Origin of the sequence: Neorhizobium sp. P12A (assembly GCF_008365395.1) — a bacterium.
Taxonomy (GTDB): Bacteria; Pseudomonadota; Alphaproteobacteria; order Rhizobiales; family Rhizobiaceae; genus Rhizobium.
In genome coordinates, this window is the sequence record NZ_QOVX01000003.1 from 360,010 (window position 1) to 376,819 (window position 16,810).

A 16,810-nucleotide genomic window follows, 5' to 3' on the forward strand; every position below is an offset into this window, starting at 1 on the left:
GCCGTTGCGGCTCGATTACTAAGCCAGCGGCATGATCCCCATCGCTCCGCCTCCTCAGCACCCATCCACATCACTGGCCTATCGTTTTTGTCCAGATTGAAGCCAATGCGGCAAGCTGCCTCGATTTTCGCCATAATTTCATTGTTGCGAGGGAGCGGGATCCAGAACGACATGCTTGCCAAAATACAACGGCGCCACATTTAAACAGAGTCTCGCTATGCAACCGATGCTGAAATCAGCTAGAGCAAGAGGACCGATACCACCCGGAGGGCGGAACGATAGCCGAGGTGGATTGAATCTTTGACGAAGCGCGGCGACGATCGGCACGACCCGGCGCTCTGTCGGTGTGAATACGAGATGAGTGGCAAACAGGCACTGACGCAGACGAAGCCTACCCTATCGCGATCATCCGGCTTCGCGCGGCAACGCTTACGCACGGTATTCGCGCGACGTCTTGCCATCGTGCTTGTCGCAGGCGGCATTCTCAACAGCTGCCAGTCGCTGGTGGACCAGTCCTACCAGCCGAACGTTTCACCCTCCTCGACGCCGCAGATCGTATCCGAAGTCCAGAAGAACGACCCGCGCGCCCAGATGGGAGCCCGCGAGCACCCCCGCATTCTCGCCAGCTACGGTGGCGAATATAAGGATACCAAGACCGAACGGCTCGTTGCCCGTATTGCCGGTGCATTGACCAGCGTCTCTGAAAATCCGCAGCAATCCTACCGCATCACGATCCTCAATTCCCCCGCGATCAACGCATTCGCGCTGCCTGGCGGCTATCTCTATGTGACCCGCGGCCTGCTGGCACTGGCAAACGATGCGTCCGAAGTCGCCGCTGTCCTTTCGCATGAAATGGCGCACGTGACCGCGAACCACGGTATCGAGCGGCAGAAGCGCGAAGAAGCCGAAGTCATTGCGAGCCGCGTCGTTGCCGAGGTCCTCTCGAGCGATCTCGCCGGCAAGGAGGCGCTCGCGCGCGGCAAGCTGCGGCTTGCCGCATTCTCCCGCCAGCAGGAACTGCAGGCCGATGAGATAGGCATCCGCACGCTCGGCGAAGCCGGCTACGATCCCTATGCGGCGGCGCGCTTCCTGGATTCGATGGAAGCCTACAGCCGTTTCATGTCTGCCAATTCGGATGCCGACCAGAGCCTCGACTTCCTTTCGAGCCATCCGAGCACGCCGCAACGCATCGATCTCGCGCGCCAGCATGCCCATGAATTCGGCGAACAGGGCAAGGTCGGCGATACCGGCCGCAACTACTTCCTCGACGGCATCGACGGCCTTCTCTATGGCGACAGCCCGGAAGAAGGCTATGTCCGCGGCCAGACCTTCCTGCATGGCGGCCTCGGCATCCGTTTCGACGTCCCGCCTGACTTCCGCATCGACAACAAGGTCGAGGCTGTCCTGGCGACCGGCCCCGGCGACATAGCGATCCGTTTCGACGGCGTCGCAGACACCGACAACCAGACCCTCACCAATTATATCTCGAGCGGCTGGGTCACCGGCCTCGACCCTTCGACGATCAAGCCTTTGACGGTCAACGGCATGGAGGCGGTGACCGCACATGCTTCCGCCGACCGCTGGGATTTCGACGTCACCGTTATCCGTGACAAGGCACAGATCTTCCGTTTCCTGACGGCCGTGCCGAAGGGAAGCCCGGCGCTGGAGCAGACGGCCGATGTCTTGCGCGCGAGCTTCCGCCATATGACGCCCGATGAAGCGGCCTCCCTGAAGCCGCTGCGCATAAGGGTTGTGACAGTGCGTCCCGGCGATTCCATCACCACGCTCGCCGCCCGCATGATGGGTACCGATCGCAAGCTCGATCTCTTCAAGCTGATCAACGCCTTGCCGACAGGTGCGAACGTCGCGCCGGGCGACCGTGTAAAGATCATTTCGGAATAAAAAGAGGTCCGGCAGAACCGGACCTCAAGGCATCGTGCTGACATTTTAAGTAAATTGGATGCTCAGGCGTATGCGGCCATGCGCGGGTCGGCGTTGACCAGCGCGCTGCGCAGCTTTTCCATGGCCCGGCTCTCGATCTGGCGGACACGTTCCTTGGAAATGCCGAGGTCGGCGCCCAGTTCCTCGAGCGTTGCGCCGTCTTCGGCCAGGCGTCGGGCGCTGATGATGCGCATCTCGCGTTCGTTGAGATGCTTGAGCGCCGATGCAAGCCATACGCGGCGACGCTCTCCATCGATCATGTTGGAAACCTGCTCATCGGGAAGCGGCTCATCGCTGACGAGGAAATCCATGCGCTCCGCGCTCTCAGCATCACTTGATATCGACGGCGCCTGCAGGGAAGCGTCGTTGCTAGAAAGCCGCGCATCCATCACCTGAACGTCGGCAAGGCTGACGCCGAGTGCTGCCGCGATTTCCTGATGGATGGATTGAACGGTGAGATGTGTGTCGCCCCTGGCGAGCTTGGCCCTCAGCCGACGCAGATTGAAGAACAGTGCCTTCTGCGCCGAACTCGTGCCACCGCGCACGATCGACCAGTTCCGGAGGATATAGTCCTGTATCGACGCGCGGATCCACCAGCTCGCGTAAGTGGAGAAGCGGACCTCCCGCTCCGGCTCGAAGCGTGCGGCAGCCTCGAGGAGCCCGACATAGCCTTCCTGAACGAGATCGCTCATGGGCAGGCCGAAATTGCGGAACTTGCCCGCCATCGAAATGACAAGGCGCATATGCGCCGTGGCGATCTTGTTGCGGGCGCTCCGGTCTTCATGATCCTTCCAGCGGATCGCGAGATCATGTTCCTCGTCGCGGCCAAGGTAAGGGGCAGCCATTGCAATCTTGATCATGCGCCGATCTGCAGACATGGCCTTCATAATGCATCTCCCTGAAATTCGGCTTCCGCCCTTCCGGCGGTAAGGCAACAAAAACCCGTCCCGAACATCGCTGGCCGGGTGAAAAAGCTCTGAGTTGGAATGCTACGGGGGCCTCTTTCGAGACCCCGGATCGACTATGTTTTCAAATCGGCCTTGCCGAAGCGATCTTTCGAACCATGTATCTCCAGACCGCTGGGAGGCTTCAGGTGAAAACGCATGAACCGTCCTCTCGCATATCGACTGAATTCTTCTGATCGCAGCGAAACCCTGCAACCAGTCGCAGTTACGATGTGTTAACGCGGCTCCCAGAAAAAAGTTCCAATAAAAAACCCGGCTCAAGGCCGGGTTTTTTGAAGAAAGAAATGCGAGTGAAGCTTATGCAGCTTCTTCCTGGGAATCGTCTTCCTCGATCGTCTTGCCGCGCTTCGGACCCTTGTTGAGGTTGGTCTCGACGATACGGACAGCTTCGGTTTCCGACATCTTGTTCACAGCAGCGATTTCACGCGCCATGCGATCAAGCGCAGCTTCATAGAGCTGGCGTTCGGAATAGGACTGCTCCGGCTGGTTCTCGGCACGATAGAGGTCGCGAACGACTTCAGCGATCGAGATCAGATCGCCGGAATTGATCTTTGCATCATATTCCTGCGCACGGCGGGACCACATGGTCCGCTTCACGCGAGCCTTGCCCTGTACAACCTTCAACGCACGCTCAACGAAATCGGTCTCGGAAAGCTTGCGCATGCCAATGCTCATGGCCTTGGCAACCGGGACCTTCAACCGCATCTTGTCCTTTTCGAAGTCGATCACGAAGAGTTCAAGCTTCATGCCCGCGACTTCCTGCTCTTCGATAGCGGTGATCGTGCCGACACCATGGGCCGGATATACGATCGCTTCGCCCATCTTGAAGCCATGGCGTACTGCTGCTGGTTTTTTCTGCTGGGTCGTCATTCTTTTCAAAAACTCCCTGTTACGCACCCGGAAAAATCCGGGGCCGGGTCAGTCAGGCCCGGATGAGACGGTAATACCGTCGGGTAACTTCATTCTGGTCCAGCCAGACGCACGCAAAAAGAAAACTATCCATCGTGATCAGAGACCCGACAACTCAAAGGGCTGATATGTCAAGGAAACCGCGTGCGGATTGGTTATTTGCTTTCGTGATGACTTGGGGCATTCGTTGCCGCATTTGGATCAGTATGAGGAGGCTATCACAAAAAACTGAGGAAATCAATAATTTGCTTTCCCCATGCCCAATGAGCCACCGCGGCCACGCTGCCGCGTTTCCCGATCATGGAGCTTTATATATTGATCTGAAGCCGCTCCAACAAGGCTCAGAGCCTCGCCTTAGCGGGCTAATCAGTCGCCGGTACCGGGCTTTGCAGAGAAGTACTTCTCGAACTTACCCTCTTCGCCATCTAGTTCTTTGGCTTCCGGCAGCGGCTCGCGCTTGACGGTGATGTTCGGCCAGATGGAGGCATATTCGGCATTGACCTTGAGCCACTTGTCGAGACCCGGCTCCGTATCCGGCTTGATCGCCTCGGCAGGACATTCCGGCTCGCAAACGCCGCAATCGATGCATTCATCGGGATGGATGACGAGGAAATTCTCGCCTTCGTAGAAGCAGTCGACCGGGCAGACTTCGACGCAGTCGGTATATTTGCAGCGAACGCAATTGTCAGTCACGACATATGTCATGAGGCACTCCAGGATCGTGGTTTTCCGGGAACGGGCAACCTGGAACGTCACGCCTTTTTCCCGGGAGCCGAAGCGGGCATGGCGATGCTGGGATGCATGGTCAATGCCAGCCGGCAGATTGTCAGCAGGTTGCCCGTGAGGTATCGGCTTTGTCGGCGAATTTCAAGGACAAACAATCCCGAAATCCGATCGGGCACGACAGACTTTTCTAATCGTCGTCGGACATCAGCCGATCGATGGCACGCCGCTCCCGTTTGGTGGGGCGTCCGGCGCCCGGCGCGCGCAAGGCCTGCTCGAAAGGCGTGAGGCGTTTTGCCTCATCGGGCGGCGGCGTCAGGTCCTCGTAGAGCAGCTTGGCTTCCTCGAAGGGCCCGCGCCGCGTGCCGGGCTGGCGCACGATAAGGACAATGTCGCGACGCTCGAGCGAAAGCTCGATGCGATCGCCAACCTTGACACCGTAGCTCGACTGGACGATCCGCTCGCCATTGATGCGCACATGGCCGCCCTGGACGCAGGCTTGTGCAAGCGAGCGGGACTTCACCATTCGGGCAAAGAACAGCCACTTGTCGATGCGCTGGCGCGAACCGGAAGATGGCTGCCTTTCGTCCGTCATGGCTATTTCTTCATCTGCTCCTTCAGGGCAGCGAGCTTGGCGAAGGGTGAATCCGGATCGATCGGCTTTTCCTTGCGCGGCGGCTTGGCTTCGAAGCGCAGGGGCTGCGAAGAACCGTTGCGATTGTTGTTGCGATCGTTCCGGTCATTGCGATCCTTGCGGTCGCCGCGATCCTGGCGCTCGTTGCGGTCGTTTCTCTCCGAGCGATTGCCATGCGGCTGAGGACGTCCGCCTTCGCGATTGTCGTTGCTGCGCGGTCCGCGATTGTCGCGGCCTTCCCGGTTTTCGCGGCCGCCCGCCTCGTTCCGTTCGCCGCCGCGGCGGTTGCCGTTATGCCCCTGGCGCTGCTCCTGCTGACCCTGTCCCTGGCCTTGGCCCTGATGGCCACGGCGGTCGCCGTGTCCACGAGCCTGGCGCTGGTTGTTATCGCCACGACCGCCGAGACGCCAGAGCAAGACCGGCTTCGGCTCGACGGGCTCTGCGGAAACCGCGTCAGCGCCCGGCAGATCCGCTGAAGCTTCAACAGCCATGGGCGCGGCAACTTCCTCCGCGGCAGGCTCTTCGACGGCCGGTACTGCAGAAACGGTTTCTGCTGCCTGTTCCTGCGCCGGCTCTTCGCCAGCAGCGTCGGCATCGTCGTCATCCGATTTTTCGGCTGGCTCCTCGGTCGAGGCGACAGCCGGCGTCACAGGGGCTGCGGACGCGTCCTGGGCAGAAAGATGCGCGGCAGCCTCTTCCGGCTTGACGGCATCGGCGCGGTAGCCGAGGCCCTTCAGAATTTCTTCCATGTCCTCCAGCGTCGCGCCAAGGATCGAAAGCATCGCCGTGGTCGTGGTGAAGCGGCGGCCGTCATAGGCGCCGTCAGGACGCGAGGCCTGGCCCGGCTTCCACTGCAGGAGCGGACGGATGATATCCGCAAGCCGCTCCAGGATATCGATGCGCACGGCGCGCTTGCCGAGGAAACGGAAGCCGGCCAGCTTGTAGAACATACGCTCATAGGTCGGGTCCGTCACGACGGACGTGCGGCCAGCGGCGAGAACCGGAATGAGGTCGCCATAGCCCGGCTTGTCGAGCCCGTCGTTCTTCAGCGCCCAGAGCAGCGTGATGAGCTCGGCCGGAGCCGGCTTCAGCAGAGCCGGAACGAAGATATGGTAGGCGCCGAAACGGACGCCGTAGCGGCGCATGGAGGCGCGCGCGTCCTGATCGAGCGACTTGACCTCTTCGGTCACATCGCGGCGGAACAGCACGCCGAGGTTCTCGACCAGTTGGAAAGCCAGCCCCTTTGCGAGGCCCTGCAGGTCTTCGGCGCGCGACAGATCGTCGAGCGGCTTCAGGATAGTGCTGACATGATGGTTGACGAAGCGCTCGATACGAGCAGCCACGTGATCACGCGCATTGCCGGTCAACTGTTCGTCGGCCAGAAGCAGGACGCGCGGACGCATGATGTGATCGCTGCCCGAAAGCCGCGCCACGGGATCGCCAAGCCAGCGCACGAGGCCATCGGCGCTGATCGCCAGATCGCTGTTGCCGGCAGCATGAAGACGCGCGGCGCGCGCCTCGAACTCCAGCGCGAGCGCCTTCTGCGAAGCAGCCTGGACAGCCTTGGCGTCCGGCCCCTCGGCGCCTGAGACCGGCGTGAACCGGAATCCAGCCAACTGTCCCACATGATGCCCCTCTACGAAGACATCCCCATTCACACTGATTTCAGCTTCCAGCATTGCATTCTCTCTCAGGCGCTTCATGAGCACAGATGTCCTGCGATCAACAAAGCGTTTCGTCAACCGTTCATGTAACGCATCGGACAATCGATCTTCGATTTCCCGTGTCTTTTCTTGCCAGTGTGTCGGATCGGCAAGCCAACCGGGCCGATTCGACACATAGGTCCATGTCCTTATCTGCGCGATTCGTGCCGAAAGAGTGTCAATCTCGCCATCCGTTCGGTCGGCGCGATGCACTTGTTCGGCAAGAAAATCCTCTTTCACCGTGCCATAGCGCACGAGATCGGAAAAGAGGGTTGCGATAAGATCGGCATGCTGAGCAGGCGCAATGCGGCGATAATCCGGCAGCGCGCAAGCCTCCCACAACTTTTCGACGCGGGCAGGGCTGCTCGCGCGATCGATAATTTCCGGATACCTCGACAGATGCTCGAGCGCCTGCTGATCGACGGCAGGAAGCGCGCGGGTCAGGCCGGAAACCTTCGGGGCAGCGTCGAGGCTATGGCGCAAGGCGGCGATCGTCGAGAAATCCAGCTCCTTGGTACGCCACTGCAGCACCTTGACATTGTCGAATTCATGCGCCTCTATCCGCCGAACGAGCTCGTCGTCAAACGGATCAACATGGCCGGTGACCCCGAAGGTGCCATCCTTCAGGTGTCGGCCGGCGCGGCCGGCGATTTGGCCAAGCTCGCCGGGATTGAGATTGCGGAACTGATAACCGTCGAACTTGCGATCCTGCGCAAAGGCTACATGGTCGACGTCGAGATTGAGACCCATGCCGATAGCATCGGTTGCGACAAGATATTCGACGTCGCCCTCCTGATAGAGCGCCACCTGCGCATTGCGGGTCCGCGGGCTGAGAGCGCCCAGAACAACCGCCGCGCCGCCACGCTGTCTGCGGATAAGTTCGGCGATCGCGTATACCTCATCGGCGGAGAACGCGACGATTGCCGATCGTTGCGGCAGGCGCGTGATCTTTTTCTGCCCGGCATAGAAGAGATGCGAGAGACGGGGTCGCTCGACAACGGTGATGCCCGGCAGGAGATGTTCGAGGATGGGCCGCATGGTTGCCGCCCCGAGAAGCAGGGTCTCGTCCCGGCCGCGCAGATGCAGAATACGGTCGGTAAAAATATGGCCGCGCTCGAGATCGCCGGCAAGCTGCACCTCGTCGATCGCGACGAAGGAGGCCTTGCTCTCACGAGGCATGGCCTCGACGGTGCAGACGGAAAAGCGGGCGTTCGGCGGAGAAATCTTTTCCTCGCCCGTGACAAGGGCGACATTGTGGGCGCCGACCTTTTCGACCACACGCGTATAGACTTCACGGGCAAGAAGCCTCAGCGGCAGGCCGATAACACCCGTGCCGTGCGCCACCATACGCTCGATCGCATAATGGGTTTTGCCGGTGTTGGTCGGTCCGAGCACCGCGGTCACGCCGCGACCACTCAAGATCATGGGCTGCGAAGTCAGGGTCATGTGTCCTGCAAGGATGAGGCGCGGCTGCCCTCGGGTCAACAAGCTCCTCCGTGAAGCGGAGAACAGATGACGATCCAACGTGACAAAGGCAAGACCTGAATGAAAAAAGCCTGGCGAAAACATCGCATTTTCCACGGAATACCAACAATTTTAAAGTGCACCCGTCCTATGCCGCTAAGGAATCCATCAAACGCGGGAACAGCTTAGGAACGAATCGGAGACGAATCGCTGACTCCTCAACATTCCCGATTTGTTCACCACAATATATGGATCGGAATATTCGGATTCGCACAAAATCCTGAATCCGGCTGAGCATGCCCGCGATGAGTCAAGCGGCGATTCGCCAAAATCCTGACGTGTGCCGGTCAAATCACCTTAATCATTTGTAAACGCGATGAAATCTCTCGGAAATCAGCTCCAGGGGACGCGGCATTAACACTCAGGCCAAAGCCTGAACGAATCGGCGACGAATCGCTGACGTCGGGCAATTCCCCGTTTGTTCACCACAACATTTGGTGTGTTTTCTGCTTCGGGCCACATGACTCGGCGTAATTGTGCCGGCGAATCGGGCTGAATCGGTGATTGCGATTAACCTTTGCCAGATACCGATCCAAACACGGCTGTGATTTCCCGCATAAATTGAGATCGTTAACTTTCTGACCAAAACCGGAACGAATCGACGACGAATCGCTGATTCATGCATGTTCCCTTTGCGTTCACCACAAGATATGGCCTATCGGCGATGGTAACTACCCATATGGGGGAGGGCTGGGCGGGTCTAATACTCCTAGATAGCGTGCTCTTTAACCAATTATAGCCGCTGCCTACCACTTTGCGGTGATTGACCAGCCCTCTCACTCCAGGGAGTAATCCTAAAGAGGTCATCCTTGTTGGCGATATCGGCGAGCCGGGTCAAACAAGGAACGAATCGGCGACGAATCGCTGACATCGAAATTTTCCCGTTTCGTTCAGCGCAAGCTATTGTATTTAAAGAATTTTTTAACCATAGAAACAACTTCGCAGGGTCGCCGTTGCCGCCCGGGCGACGGCACACTCTCAAAAAGAGGGAGAAAACCGCAGGATCAGCAGGTCGAAACGGCAAAAGGCATGAGTCTTCAACATTTCCTCGAACATTAGCCGGAACAATTTTTCGCGAAGGCCGTTTATGTCCTCGTACGAATAGACGATTGAAAAGTAGAGGAAGCAGGACCATGCTCGGTACGATACTGCTTGTGATTCTAATACTTCTCCTGATCGGCGCGCTGCCGAACTGGGGTTATAGCAGCGGTTGGGGCTATGGTCCTTCCGGAGGACTGGGGCTTGTTGTCGTCATCATTCTCATTCTTGTTCTAATGGGTCGAATCTGACTGGTTAAATCCAACATGGGGAGTAAAGCACCGTGAAGAAAATTATTGTTGCAGTTGCGTTGATTGGAACCTTGGCGTCCTGCACGCCCGAAGAGCGCGGAACGACCATTGGTGCCGGTACCGGCGCTATTATCGGCGGTGCTGTGAGCAACAGCTGGGGCGGCGCTGCTATCGGCGCGGTCGCAGGCGGCGCCGTTGGCTATTTGATCGGACATTCTTCGCGTCAGGGCTATTGCATCTACCGAGATCGCAATGGCCGTCGCTACGAAGCGCGTTGCCGCTAAACGCATAGCAGCCATGCTATCGCCAATATGGAAATGTGGAGCGGGCGCACCGGTGCGCCCGTTTCAGTCTCTGGCGATCGGATATGCTCGCTCGTCAACACTGCGTTGACAATTGGTCATTCAGTAAAGTCTTCACATCCACCATTGCCATGACCATCTTTGTTGCAACACGAGCAATTAAGCCCGCGCCGATTTCCAAGAGATCGGGTCAATTTGTTGAAAGGACCGGCATCATGGCCGAGACAGTCGCAAACATCGCAGTGGTCGCTCTTATCGCCGCCGCATTCACCGCAACGGCCCTCGCGGCAGTCGTTGCCAACGCGCGGGAGCGCAGCATGGTCCTGCGTCCGATACCCGTGGAAGCAAGATCGCGCCGCCCTCGCCGCGAGTATTGAGCCAAGACGCCAGCCGGCAATAGCCCCATCGCGGGCTACTTCCCACTAATTCTTTTCCGAATATTGCTATCGGCTTATGATCGCGCATCCCCTGGAAGAGGGGATGCCGAACAGCGATCCGTTTAAGGACAGCCCATGAGCAGGATAGTTCTGGGTGCAGTTTTCGTTTGCCTCTTCGCCACCAGCAGCTTTGCGACTGGTTTCGAAATTCCGTGGCTACCGGATTTCGACTTGCAGCGCGACGCCGCCAAACACTGCCGCGTTGACCGGGATACCATAACCAAAAGCATCCCAAGCACAGACGCCGCGCGGTGCAGGGCACACACAGGAAATCCCTGCGAAGCCAATCAAAGGCCGGTGGCGGCAGAACAACAATAGAAATCCGGCCGCCACTGCGCCCTAGACGAAAAACTGTCCGCCATTGGCCGTAATCGTCGAGCCGGTAATGAAACCTGCATCATCGGCCGCAAGAAACACGACGCAACGCGCAACTTCATCCGGCTGACCAAGCCGCCCGACGGGGATCTGCGGAATGATCTTCTCGTTCAGGACCTTTTCCGGAACCGCCAGAACCATTTCGGTGCCGATATAGCCTGGGCAGATGGCGTTGACGGTAATGTTCCTTATCGCGCCTTCCTGTGCAAGCGCCTTGGTGAAGCCGATATCGCCGGCCTTGGCCGCGGAATAGTTGGCCTGACCCATCTGTCCCTTCTGACCGTTGATCGAGGAGATGTTGATCACGCGGCCGAAGTTCCGGTCGCGCATGCCTGACCAGACCTGATGCGTCATGTTGAAAAGGCCGGTCAGGTTGGTGCTCACCACCTCATGCCATTGCTGCGCCGTCATCTTGTGAAACATGGCGTCGCGCGTGATGCCGGCATTGTTGACGAGGATTTCGACCGGACCGATGTCATTCTCGACCTTCGAGATGCCGGCGCCGCAGGCGTCGTAGTCGGTCACGTCCCATCTGTAGACGGCGATACCGGTCTCTTCGTGGAACGCACGCGCCTTTTCCTCGTTGCCGGCATAGGTCGCCGCAACCCTGTAACCCGCATTCTTCAGCGCCATCGAGATTGCGGCACCGATACCGCGGGTGCCACCCGTAACCAAAGCCACTCTGCTCATGTATCGTCCCCTTGCCTTTTGTAACACATGCGCGCATTTGATGATGCTTATTGAAGCATAGGTTGCCGGCTATTTAAAGCGCTTCAAAACACATGGCGACTCCCATACCACCACCGATGCAGAGGGTTGCGAGGCCTTTTTTGGCACCGCGGCGCTTCATCTCGAAGAGCAGCGTGTTGAGGATGCGGGCCCCGGACGCACCGATCGGATGGCCGATGGCAATCGCGCCGCCATTGACGTTGACGATTGAGGGATCCCAGCCGAGATCCTTGTTGACGGCACATGCCTGCGCGGCAAAAGCCTCGTTGGCCTCGACCAGATCCAGATCGCCGGCCGACCAGCCAGCCTTTTCCAGGGCCTTGCGCGATGCAGGGATGGGGCCTGTTCCCATGATCTGCGGATCGACGCCGGCAGTTGCCCAGGAGACGATGCGGGCCAACGGCTGGATGCCCCGGCGCGAGGCTTCCGCCTCGGTCATGAGAAGTGCGGCGGCAGCACCATCGTTGATGCCGGACGCATTGGCTGCAGTCACCGTGCCGTCCTTGTCGAAGGCCGGACGCAGCTTCGTCATGGCGTCGAGCGTCGCGCCATGGCGGATATATTCGTCGGCATCCACCGTGATGTCGCCCTTGCGGCCGGTGATCACGAAAGGCACGATCTCATCCTTGAAACGGCCCGCGGTCTGGGCGGCTTCAGCCTTGTTTTGCGATGCAACCGCGAACCGGTCCTGATCCTCGCGGGTAAGCTGCCACTGACGGGCAACATTTTCCGCGGTGATGCCCATATGGTAGCCGTAGAAGGCATCCGTCAGGCCATCCTTGATCATGGTGTCGATCATCTTCATGTCGCCCATCTTGGTGCCGGCCCGCAGATGGGCGGCGTGGGGCGCCATGGACATGGATTCCTGGCCGCCGGCAACGATGATCTTGGCATCGCCGGTTGCGATCTGCTGCATGCCGAGTGCAACGGCGCGCAGGCCCGAACCGCAGAGCTGGTTGACGCTCCATGCGGTCGCCTCTTGCGGCAGTCCGGCCTTCATCGCCGCCTGGCGAGCGGGGTTCTGGCCTTCGCCCGCCTGCAGGACCTGGCCGAGAATGACCTCGTCAACTTCCTTGGCGTCCACGCCGGCGCGCTCCAGCGCCCCTTTGATCGCCGCAGCCCCGAGTTCATGGGCCGGGACGGCTGCGAATGCGCCGTTAAAGGAACCGACGGCGGTGCGCGCAGCGCTTGCAACGACGATGGATGGATTGCTCATGGAAGCCTCCTCATTTGCTGGTCATATGAGACGAAACTGACAAAGCTTGCCGCGCAAGTCAAACGACAAGAATTCCAGTCGCGTCGATTTCATCCTGTCGTCATAACCGGCAAAAACCCAATTCTTCAAAAGGGTTTGCCGCATCGCACAAAGCGATTGTCACCAGCCTTCCTTTGCGTCTACACTCACGAGTGGAGGAGAATCCATATAATCAGACGGGGTTAGGAGACTGATAATGGCGAAAAATGAGGGCCAGATTGTAATCAAGAAGTATGCCAATCGCCGCCTCTACAATACCGGCACCAGCACTTATGTAACGCTGGATGACCTTGCAGAAATGGTGAAGAAGGGGGAGGAATTTACCGTCCAGGACGCAAAGAGTGGCGAGGATATAACCCATTCGGTCCTGACGCAGATCATTTTCGAGCAGGAATCGAAGACCGGAAATACATTGCTGCCGATCTCGTTCCTTCGGCAGTTGATCGGCTACTATGGCGACCAGATGCAAATGGTCGTGCCGAGCTTCTTGGAACACTCCATGAAGGCTTTCACCGAGCAGCAGGTTCAGATGCGCGAGCAAATCAATCGCGCTTTTGGAGAGACGCCGCTCGGCAAGAATTTGCAACTACCGATACAGATGGTCGAAGAGCAGGTCCGCCGCAACACCGAGATGTTCCAGCAGGCCATGCAGATGTTTTCGCCCTTCATGAAGCCTCCGGTCAAGGAGAGCCGCAAGGCCGAAGCCAAAGACATAGACGAACTGAAGGAGCAGCTTCGCGCGCTCCAGACCAAGCTCGACAGCCTCTGAAATTCTCGGCCGACCAGTAACCGCGACATCAGTCGCGGTTACCGCCTAAAGCCCGATCGAGACATCCCGCCCTGCCGTGCGGATCGAGATCGTGAAGCCGCCGATGACGTCGAGAAATGCCACGGTCATGAGGATGAAGAAAGTCTGCGTCGCGGCTTTCTGGATGAGAAGAAATTCCACCAGGAAGGCGATGAAGACCAGCATCGAAAGCATGTGATTGATCAGCGAACCCGAACCGTTGCGGGTCGCCTTCAATATCTCGAAAAACAGCAACGCCAGCGCAATGACGATGAAGAGGTCGCCGAGCGACAGCGTCCATGTTGCGCCCGACAGCATCGAAAGCGAGATGACGGTGTCGTTGAGCGCATCAACGCCCCCGGCCATCGGACCGACCATTGCGATGTTATAAAGAATGAAGGGAATGATCAGCAGCGGAAAGGCAGCAAGCATCGTCGGCATGTCTCCTGGTAGGAATGACCTAGGTAAGTCATAGCCGAAATAATTCAACGTACTTTGAACGCATGCCTCCAAACGCAAAAGGCCGGCAGTGAGCCGGCCTATATGCTCAAACTCTTGGAAGCGCCAAGAATTATGCGCTTTCCTTCGGCGTCAGAACCTGGCGACCGCGATACATGCCCGTCTTCAGGTCGATGTGGTGCGGGCGGCGCAGTTCGCCGGAATTCTTGTCTTCGACGTAGGTCGATGCCTTCAGGGCGTCAGCCGAACGGCGCATACCGCGCTTGGACGGGCTCGTTTTTCTCTTCGGTACAGCCATTTTCGTTACTCCACTTTGCGGACAAGGCATGCTATCGGCCAGCTAGGCGGCCGAAACGACATGCATCGATATCGGAAATTTGGCGCGCTTATACATGCCAATCAGCCCCTTGACCAGTCCCCATCTATATTTTTTGTGACGGGGATGATTCCTAGGCTCAGGCTTCGTCCTCGGGCACGATCCAGGTTTCGGCCAGCGCCGCCGTCTGCCACTTCTGCCAGGCGGGATGCGCCTTCATCGCAGCCATGTAGCTCAGCGTATCGGCGGAGCTCACCAGATCGTAGATTTCGAACCGGTTGACTACAGGCGCATACATGGCGTCGGCCGCACTGAAGGCGCCTAAAAGGAATGGCCCGCCGGAACGTTCCCGCGTCTCGCGCCAGATCGTCTCGATCCGGACGACGTCAGCCATCACTCCATCGGGCAGATCGATTTTTCCCTTCGCCCGGCGGATATTCATCGGGCATGCATTGCGAAGCGCCCGGAAGCCGGACACCATTTCGCATGAGATGGCGCGCGCCTGCGCCCGCGCCCTGGGATCTTCCGGCCATATCCCCGCATCAGGGAAAAGCTCGGCGATATATTCTATGATCGCCAGCGACTCCCAGACGCGGAAGTCGCCGTGATGCAAGACCGGCACCCGCCCGGTCGGCGAAATATCGCGAAAACGCGGATTGCCGGCCGGAAAGTCGAAGGGGATGACCACGTCGTCGAAGGGAACACCGCACCCCTCCATCGCCAGCCATGGCCGAAACGACCATGACGAATAGTTCTTGTTGCCGATGTAGAGGGTCAGTTTGTCCATTGCATTGTCCTGTCAGGCCTCGAAGTCGAAGATAAGCAATTCGCTGAAATGGTTCATGTCCTCGAAGTAGCAGAAGGCCGGCGGGTCGAGCTCGAGGACCGGCATCTGCTCGCGGATATCGGCAGCCACCTCGTCAAGCATTGCCTGCCAGCGCGGCAGAGCCTCGTCTTCCAGCCGATCGATCACATAGGAGAACGTGATGTGGAACGGATATTCCTCATGGTCGGGATGGCGATAGCCGAGCAGTTCCGCAAACGCATTGCGCCAGTCACGCATCACCTTCCGGTCATGCACCGTCGCGCCTTCGACCAGGAGGCCGGCGGGCCGCGCCTTGGTGACTGCCACATTGAAGGGTTCGAATACCGAAAAGCCTTCAAGACGCTCGGCCATGATCTCGGTTATGTCCTCGATCGGCGTGTCGAGCGCAAGATCGGCTGGCCAAAAACCGGGCTTGCGGCGATATTCGATGATACCCTGGAAAAGCGTCATGTGCAGGCTGGTGATCGGCGTGAACAGGAATTGCGGCGCTTCCGGCATGGAGAGGAATTTCTCGCGCGCCTGGATCAGCACCTCCTGCGTCTCAGATTCCTTCGTGACATGGCAGATGATGGTGTTGCCGGGCTCCGGCAGGAAGCCCCCGACCTTACGGTAGCGCGTTCCCAGATGTTGCGGCGGCGCTGGATTATGGGTCTTGGAACAGGTCAACAATTCCGGAGAAAAGGAAGCGAGGCTCATCGCGGATGATTCCAATGGTTGGTTGGCAGATCATCCGCCCTTACGTCACAAGCAAGAATGCCAGATGACACCAGGCATATCGAACGAGAAGTTCTGATATCAGTTATAAAGGCACTTGATGTAGTCGCCGGAATTGGCCGCCCGCCGCTGGATCAGCGAGGCGAGCTGCCGCAGCCCCGGTCCGGGCTTGCTGGCGTTGCGATCGATCGGGTTGGGCAGCGAGACCGCCAGAAGGGCTGCCTGCCGCGCCGAAAGCTTCGACGCCGGTATCTTGAAATGATAGCGCGCCGCCGCCTCGATCCCGTAGATCCCCGGCCCCCATTCGGCAATGTTGAGATAGAGCTCCATCATCCGCCGCTTCGACCAGACGAAGGAGGACGTGACGGCAAGCGGCAGTTCCAGCGCCTTGCGCACGAAGGAGCGGCCGTTCCACAGGAACAGGTTCTTCGACGTCTGCATCGGGATCGTGCTGCCGCCGCGCGTCGATTCCCCGCCGAGGGTCTCCTTGACGAGCATGCCCATCTCGCCCCAGTCAACGCCCCCATGGAAGCAGAACTGGCCGTCTTCCGACACCATGACCGATTTCACCAAGACCGGCGCAATCTGGTCGAGCGACACCCAATGGCGGTCGTAGCCGCGAAAGGTCACGAGGTCGCGAAGCATCAATGTCGAGATGGGGTGAATGAAAGGCAGGGCATAGAAGGGAATGAGCAGATAGGGCAGGACAAGAAGTGCTGCGATCGCAAAAGCAATGCGCCGGAGGATCGCTCGACGCCGGAACCAGCCCAGCCTGCTGCGGCGAGACGGCACCTCGACTTCCTCTTCATTCTCCGTCGATATGTCCAAGTCCCCAAGCCCGCGCTTTGTCCACCAGGGCTGTCATACCGTCTACATCGGGGGATGACCAGAGTGCGGCAAGATTCCCGTACCGCTGCCTGAC

Annotated in this window: 17 protein-coding genes; 5 read left to right on the forward strand and 12 right to left on the reverse strand. The window is 58.8% G+C overall.

Annotation, left to right across the window (positions count from 1 at the left end; all coding sequences use genetic code 11):
• The first annotated feature begins 357 nt into the window (after positions 1 to 357).
• Entirely contained in the window at positions 358 to 1,902 is a 1,545-nt protein-coding gene (locus tag DTW90_RS13540) for a M48 family metalloprotease (RefSeq protein ID WP_132522297.1), read from the forward strand.
• Between the two features lie 62 nt (positions 1,903 to 1,964).
• On the opposite strand, the gene DTW90_RS13545 is transcribed toward DTW90_RS13540, so the two are convergent.
• From DTW90_RS13545 to DTW90_RS13565, 5 genes are all read right to left on the reverse strand, one after another.
• Positions 1,965 to 2,828, reverse strand: coding sequence for an RNA polymerase factor sigma-32 (locus DTW90_RS13545; RefSeq protein WP_149338923.1), 864 nt, complete (start codon positions 2,826 to 2,828; stop codon positions 1,965 to 1,967).
• Between the two features lie 375 nt (positions 2,829 to 3,203).
• Positions 3,204 to 3,776, reverse strand: coding sequence for a CarD family transcriptional regulator (locus DTW90_RS13550; RefSeq protein WP_149338925.1), 573 nt, complete (start codon positions 3,774 to 3,776; stop codon positions 3,204 to 3,206).
• A 405-nt stretch (positions 3,777 to 4,181) separates the two neighbouring features.
• A complete protein-coding gene (gene fdxA / locus DTW90_RS13555) occupies positions 4,182 to 4,520 on the reverse strand; it encodes a ferredoxin FdxA (protein ID WP_132522303.1) in 339 nt (112 codons plus the stop codon).
• A 208-nt stretch (positions 4,521 to 4,728) separates the two neighbouring features.
• Positions 4,729 to 5,133: an RNA-binding S4 domain-containing protein gene (locus DTW90_RS13560; RefSeq protein WP_132522305.1), complete on the reverse strand. Its 405-nt coding sequence runs from the start codon at positions 5,131 to 5,133 to the stop codon at positions 4,729 to 4,731.
• A gap of 2 nt (positions 5,134 to 5,135) precedes the next feature.
• The gene (locus DTW90_RS13565; RefSeq protein ID WP_149338927.1) at positions 5,136 to 8,321 is read right to left on the reverse strand and encodes a helicase-related protein; all 3,186 of its coding nucleotides are present in this window, start codon (positions 8,319 to 8,321) and stop codon (positions 5,136 to 5,138) included.
• 1,211 nt (positions 8,322 to 9,532) lie between these two features.
• On the opposite strand from DTW90_RS13565, the gene DTW90_RS13570 reads away from it, so the two are divergent.
• The 3 genes from DTW90_RS13570 to DTW90_RS37120 all read left to right on the forward strand — a co-directional run bounded on the left by DTW90_RS13570 (position 9,533) and on the right by DTW90_RS37120 (position 10,367).
• Entirely contained in the window at positions 9,533 to 9,688 is a 156-nt protein-coding gene (locus DTW90_RS13570) for a DUF3309 family protein (protein ID WP_132522309.1), read from the forward strand.
• A 32-nt stretch (positions 9,689 to 9,720) separates the two neighbouring features.
• Positions 9,721 to 9,972 carry a YMGG-like glycine zipper-containing protein gene (locus DTW90_RS13575; RefSeq protein WP_132522311.1) on the forward strand — a complete coding sequence of 84 codons (252 nt, stop codon included), beginning with the start codon at positions 9,721 to 9,723 and terminating at the stop codon, positions 9,970 to 9,972.
• A gap of 233 nt (positions 9,973 to 10,205) precedes the next feature.
• Positions 10,206 to 10,367, forward strand: coding sequence for a hypothetical protein (locus tag DTW90_RS37120; RefSeq protein WP_188079941.1), 162 nt, complete (start codon positions 10,206 to 10,208; stop codon positions 10,365 to 10,367).
• A gap of 399 nt (positions 10,368 to 10,766) precedes the next feature.
• Here the strand turns inward: DTW90_RS37120 and DTW90_RS13580 are convergent, their stop codons facing one another.
• Both DTW90_RS13580 and DTW90_RS13585 read right to left on the reverse strand, forming a co-directional pair.
• Positions 10,767 to 11,492 (reverse strand): beta-ketoacyl-ACP reductase, encoded by a 726-nt coding sequence (locus tag DTW90_RS13580; protein ID WP_149338929.1) that lies wholly within the window; start codon positions 11,490 to 11,492, stop codon positions 10,767 to 10,769.
• Positions 11,493 to 11,565: 73 nt separating this feature from the next.
• On the reverse strand, positions 11,566 to 12,747 hold the full coding sequence (locus DTW90_RS13585) for an acetyl-CoA C-acetyltransferase (protein WP_132522315.1): 1,182 nt from the start codon (positions 12,745 to 12,747) through the stop codon (positions 11,566 to 11,568).
• Between the two features lie 235 nt (positions 12,748 to 12,982).
• Here DTW90_RS13585 and phaR point away from each other — a divergent pair, with 235 nt between their 5' ends.
• Positions 12,983 to 13,555: a polyhydroxyalkanoate synthesis repressor PhaR gene (gene phaR / locus DTW90_RS13590; protein ID WP_132522317.1), complete on the forward strand. Its 573-nt coding sequence runs from the start codon at positions 12,983 to 12,985 to the stop codon at positions 13,553 to 13,555.
• A gap of 45 nt (positions 13,556 to 13,600) precedes the next feature.
• Here the strand turns inward: phaR and DTW90_RS13595 are convergent, their stop codons facing one another.
• The 5 genes from DTW90_RS13595 to mtgA form a co-directional block, all read right to left on the reverse strand.
• The gene (locus tag DTW90_RS13595) at positions 13,601 to 14,005 is read right to left on the reverse strand and encodes a hypothetical protein (RefSeq protein WP_149338931.1); all 405 of its coding nucleotides are present in this window, start codon (positions 14,003 to 14,005) and stop codon (positions 13,601 to 13,603) included.
• A 139-nt stretch (positions 14,006 to 14,144) separates the two neighbouring features.
• Positions 14,145 to 14,330 (reverse strand): 50S ribosomal protein L32, encoded by a 186-nt coding sequence (gene rpmF / locus DTW90_RS13600; RefSeq protein WP_006724402.1) that lies wholly within the window; start codon positions 14,328 to 14,330, stop codon positions 14,145 to 14,147.
• 157 nt (positions 14,331 to 14,487) lie between these two features.
• A complete protein-coding gene (locus DTW90_RS13605) occupies positions 14,488 to 15,135 on the reverse strand; it encodes a glutathione S-transferase family protein (protein WP_149338933.1) in 648 nt (215 codons plus the stop codon).
• 12 nt (positions 15,136 to 15,147) lie between these two features.
• Entirely contained in the window at positions 15,148 to 15,870 is a 723-nt protein-coding gene (locus DTW90_RS13610) for a DUF1868 domain-containing protein (protein WP_149338935.1), read from the reverse strand.
• 99 nt (positions 15,871 to 15,969) lie between these two features.
• The gene (gene mtgA, locus DTW90_RS13615; RefSeq protein WP_149338937.1) at positions 15,970 to 16,716 is read right to left on the reverse strand and encodes a monofunctional biosynthetic peptidoglycan transglycosylase; all 747 of its coding nucleotides are present in this window, start codon (positions 16,714 to 16,716) and stop codon (positions 15,970 to 15,972) included.
• Positions 16,717 to 16,810 lie beyond the last annotated feature (94 nt).

What these genes read in the sequence shown, in the direction of transcription:
- DTW90_RS13540 (WP_132522297.1), top strand. Translation starts at nt 358, where the DNA reads ATGAGTGGCAAACAGGCACTGACGCAGACGAAGCCTACCCTATCGCGA.
- DTW90_RS13610 (WP_149338935.1), bottom strand. Translation starts at nt 15,870, where the DNA reads ATGAGCCTCGCTTCCTTTTCTCCGGAATTGTTGACCTGTTCCAAGACC.
- fdxA (WP_132522303.1), bottom strand. Translation starts at nt 4,520, where the DNA reads ATGACATATGTCGTGACTGACAATTGCGTTCGCTGCAAATATACCGAC.
- DTW90_RS13570 (WP_132522309.1), top strand. Translation starts at nt 9,533, where the DNA reads ATGCTCGGTACGATACTGCTTGTGATTCTAATACTTCTCCTGATCGGC.
- DTW90_RS37120 (WP_188079941.1), top strand. Translation starts at nt 10,206, where the DNA reads ATGGCCGAGACAGTCGCAAACATCGCAGTGGTCGCTCTTATCGCCGCC.
- DTW90_RS13595 (WP_149338931.1), bottom strand. Translation starts at nt 14,005, where the DNA reads ATGCTTGCTGCCTTTCCGCTGCTGATCATTCCCTTCATTCTTTATAAC.
- rpmF (WP_006724402.1), bottom strand. Translation starts at nt 14,330, where the DNA reads ATGGCTGTACCGAAGAGAAAAACGAGCCCGTCCAAGCGCGGTATGCGC.
- DTW90_RS13585 (WP_132522315.1), bottom strand. Translation starts at nt 12,747, where the DNA reads ATGAGCAATCCATCCATCGTCGTTGCAAGCGCTGCGCGCACCGCCGTC.
- DTW90_RS13545 (WP_149338923.1), bottom strand. Translation starts at nt 2,828, where the DNA reads ATGAAGGCCATGTCTGCAGATCGGCGCATGATCAAGATTGCAATGGCT.
- DTW90_RS13580 (WP_149338929.1), bottom strand. Translation starts at nt 11,492, where the DNA reads ATGAGCAGAGTGGCTTTGGTTACGGGTGGCACCCGCGGTATCGGTGCC.
- DTW90_RS13565 (WP_149338927.1), bottom strand. Translation starts at nt 8,321, where the DNA reads ATGACCCTGACTTCGCAGCCCATGATCTTGAGTGGTCGCGGCGTGACC.
- DTW90_RS13560 (WP_132522305.1), bottom strand. Translation starts at nt 5,133, where the DNA reads ATGACGGACGAAAGGCAGCCATCTTCCGGTTCGCGCCAGCGCATCGAC.
- DTW90_RS13605 (WP_149338933.1), bottom strand. Translation starts at nt 15,135, where the DNA reads ATGGACAAACTGACCCTCTACATCGGCAACAAGAACTATTCGTCATGG.
- DTW90_RS13550 (WP_149338925.1), bottom strand. Translation starts at nt 3,776, where the DNA reads ATGACGACCCAGCAGAAAAAACCAGCAGCAGTACGCCATGGCTTCAAG.
- phaR (WP_132522317.1), top strand. Translation starts at nt 12,983, where the DNA reads ATGGCGAAAAATGAGGGCCAGATTGTAATCAAGAAGTATGCCAATCGC.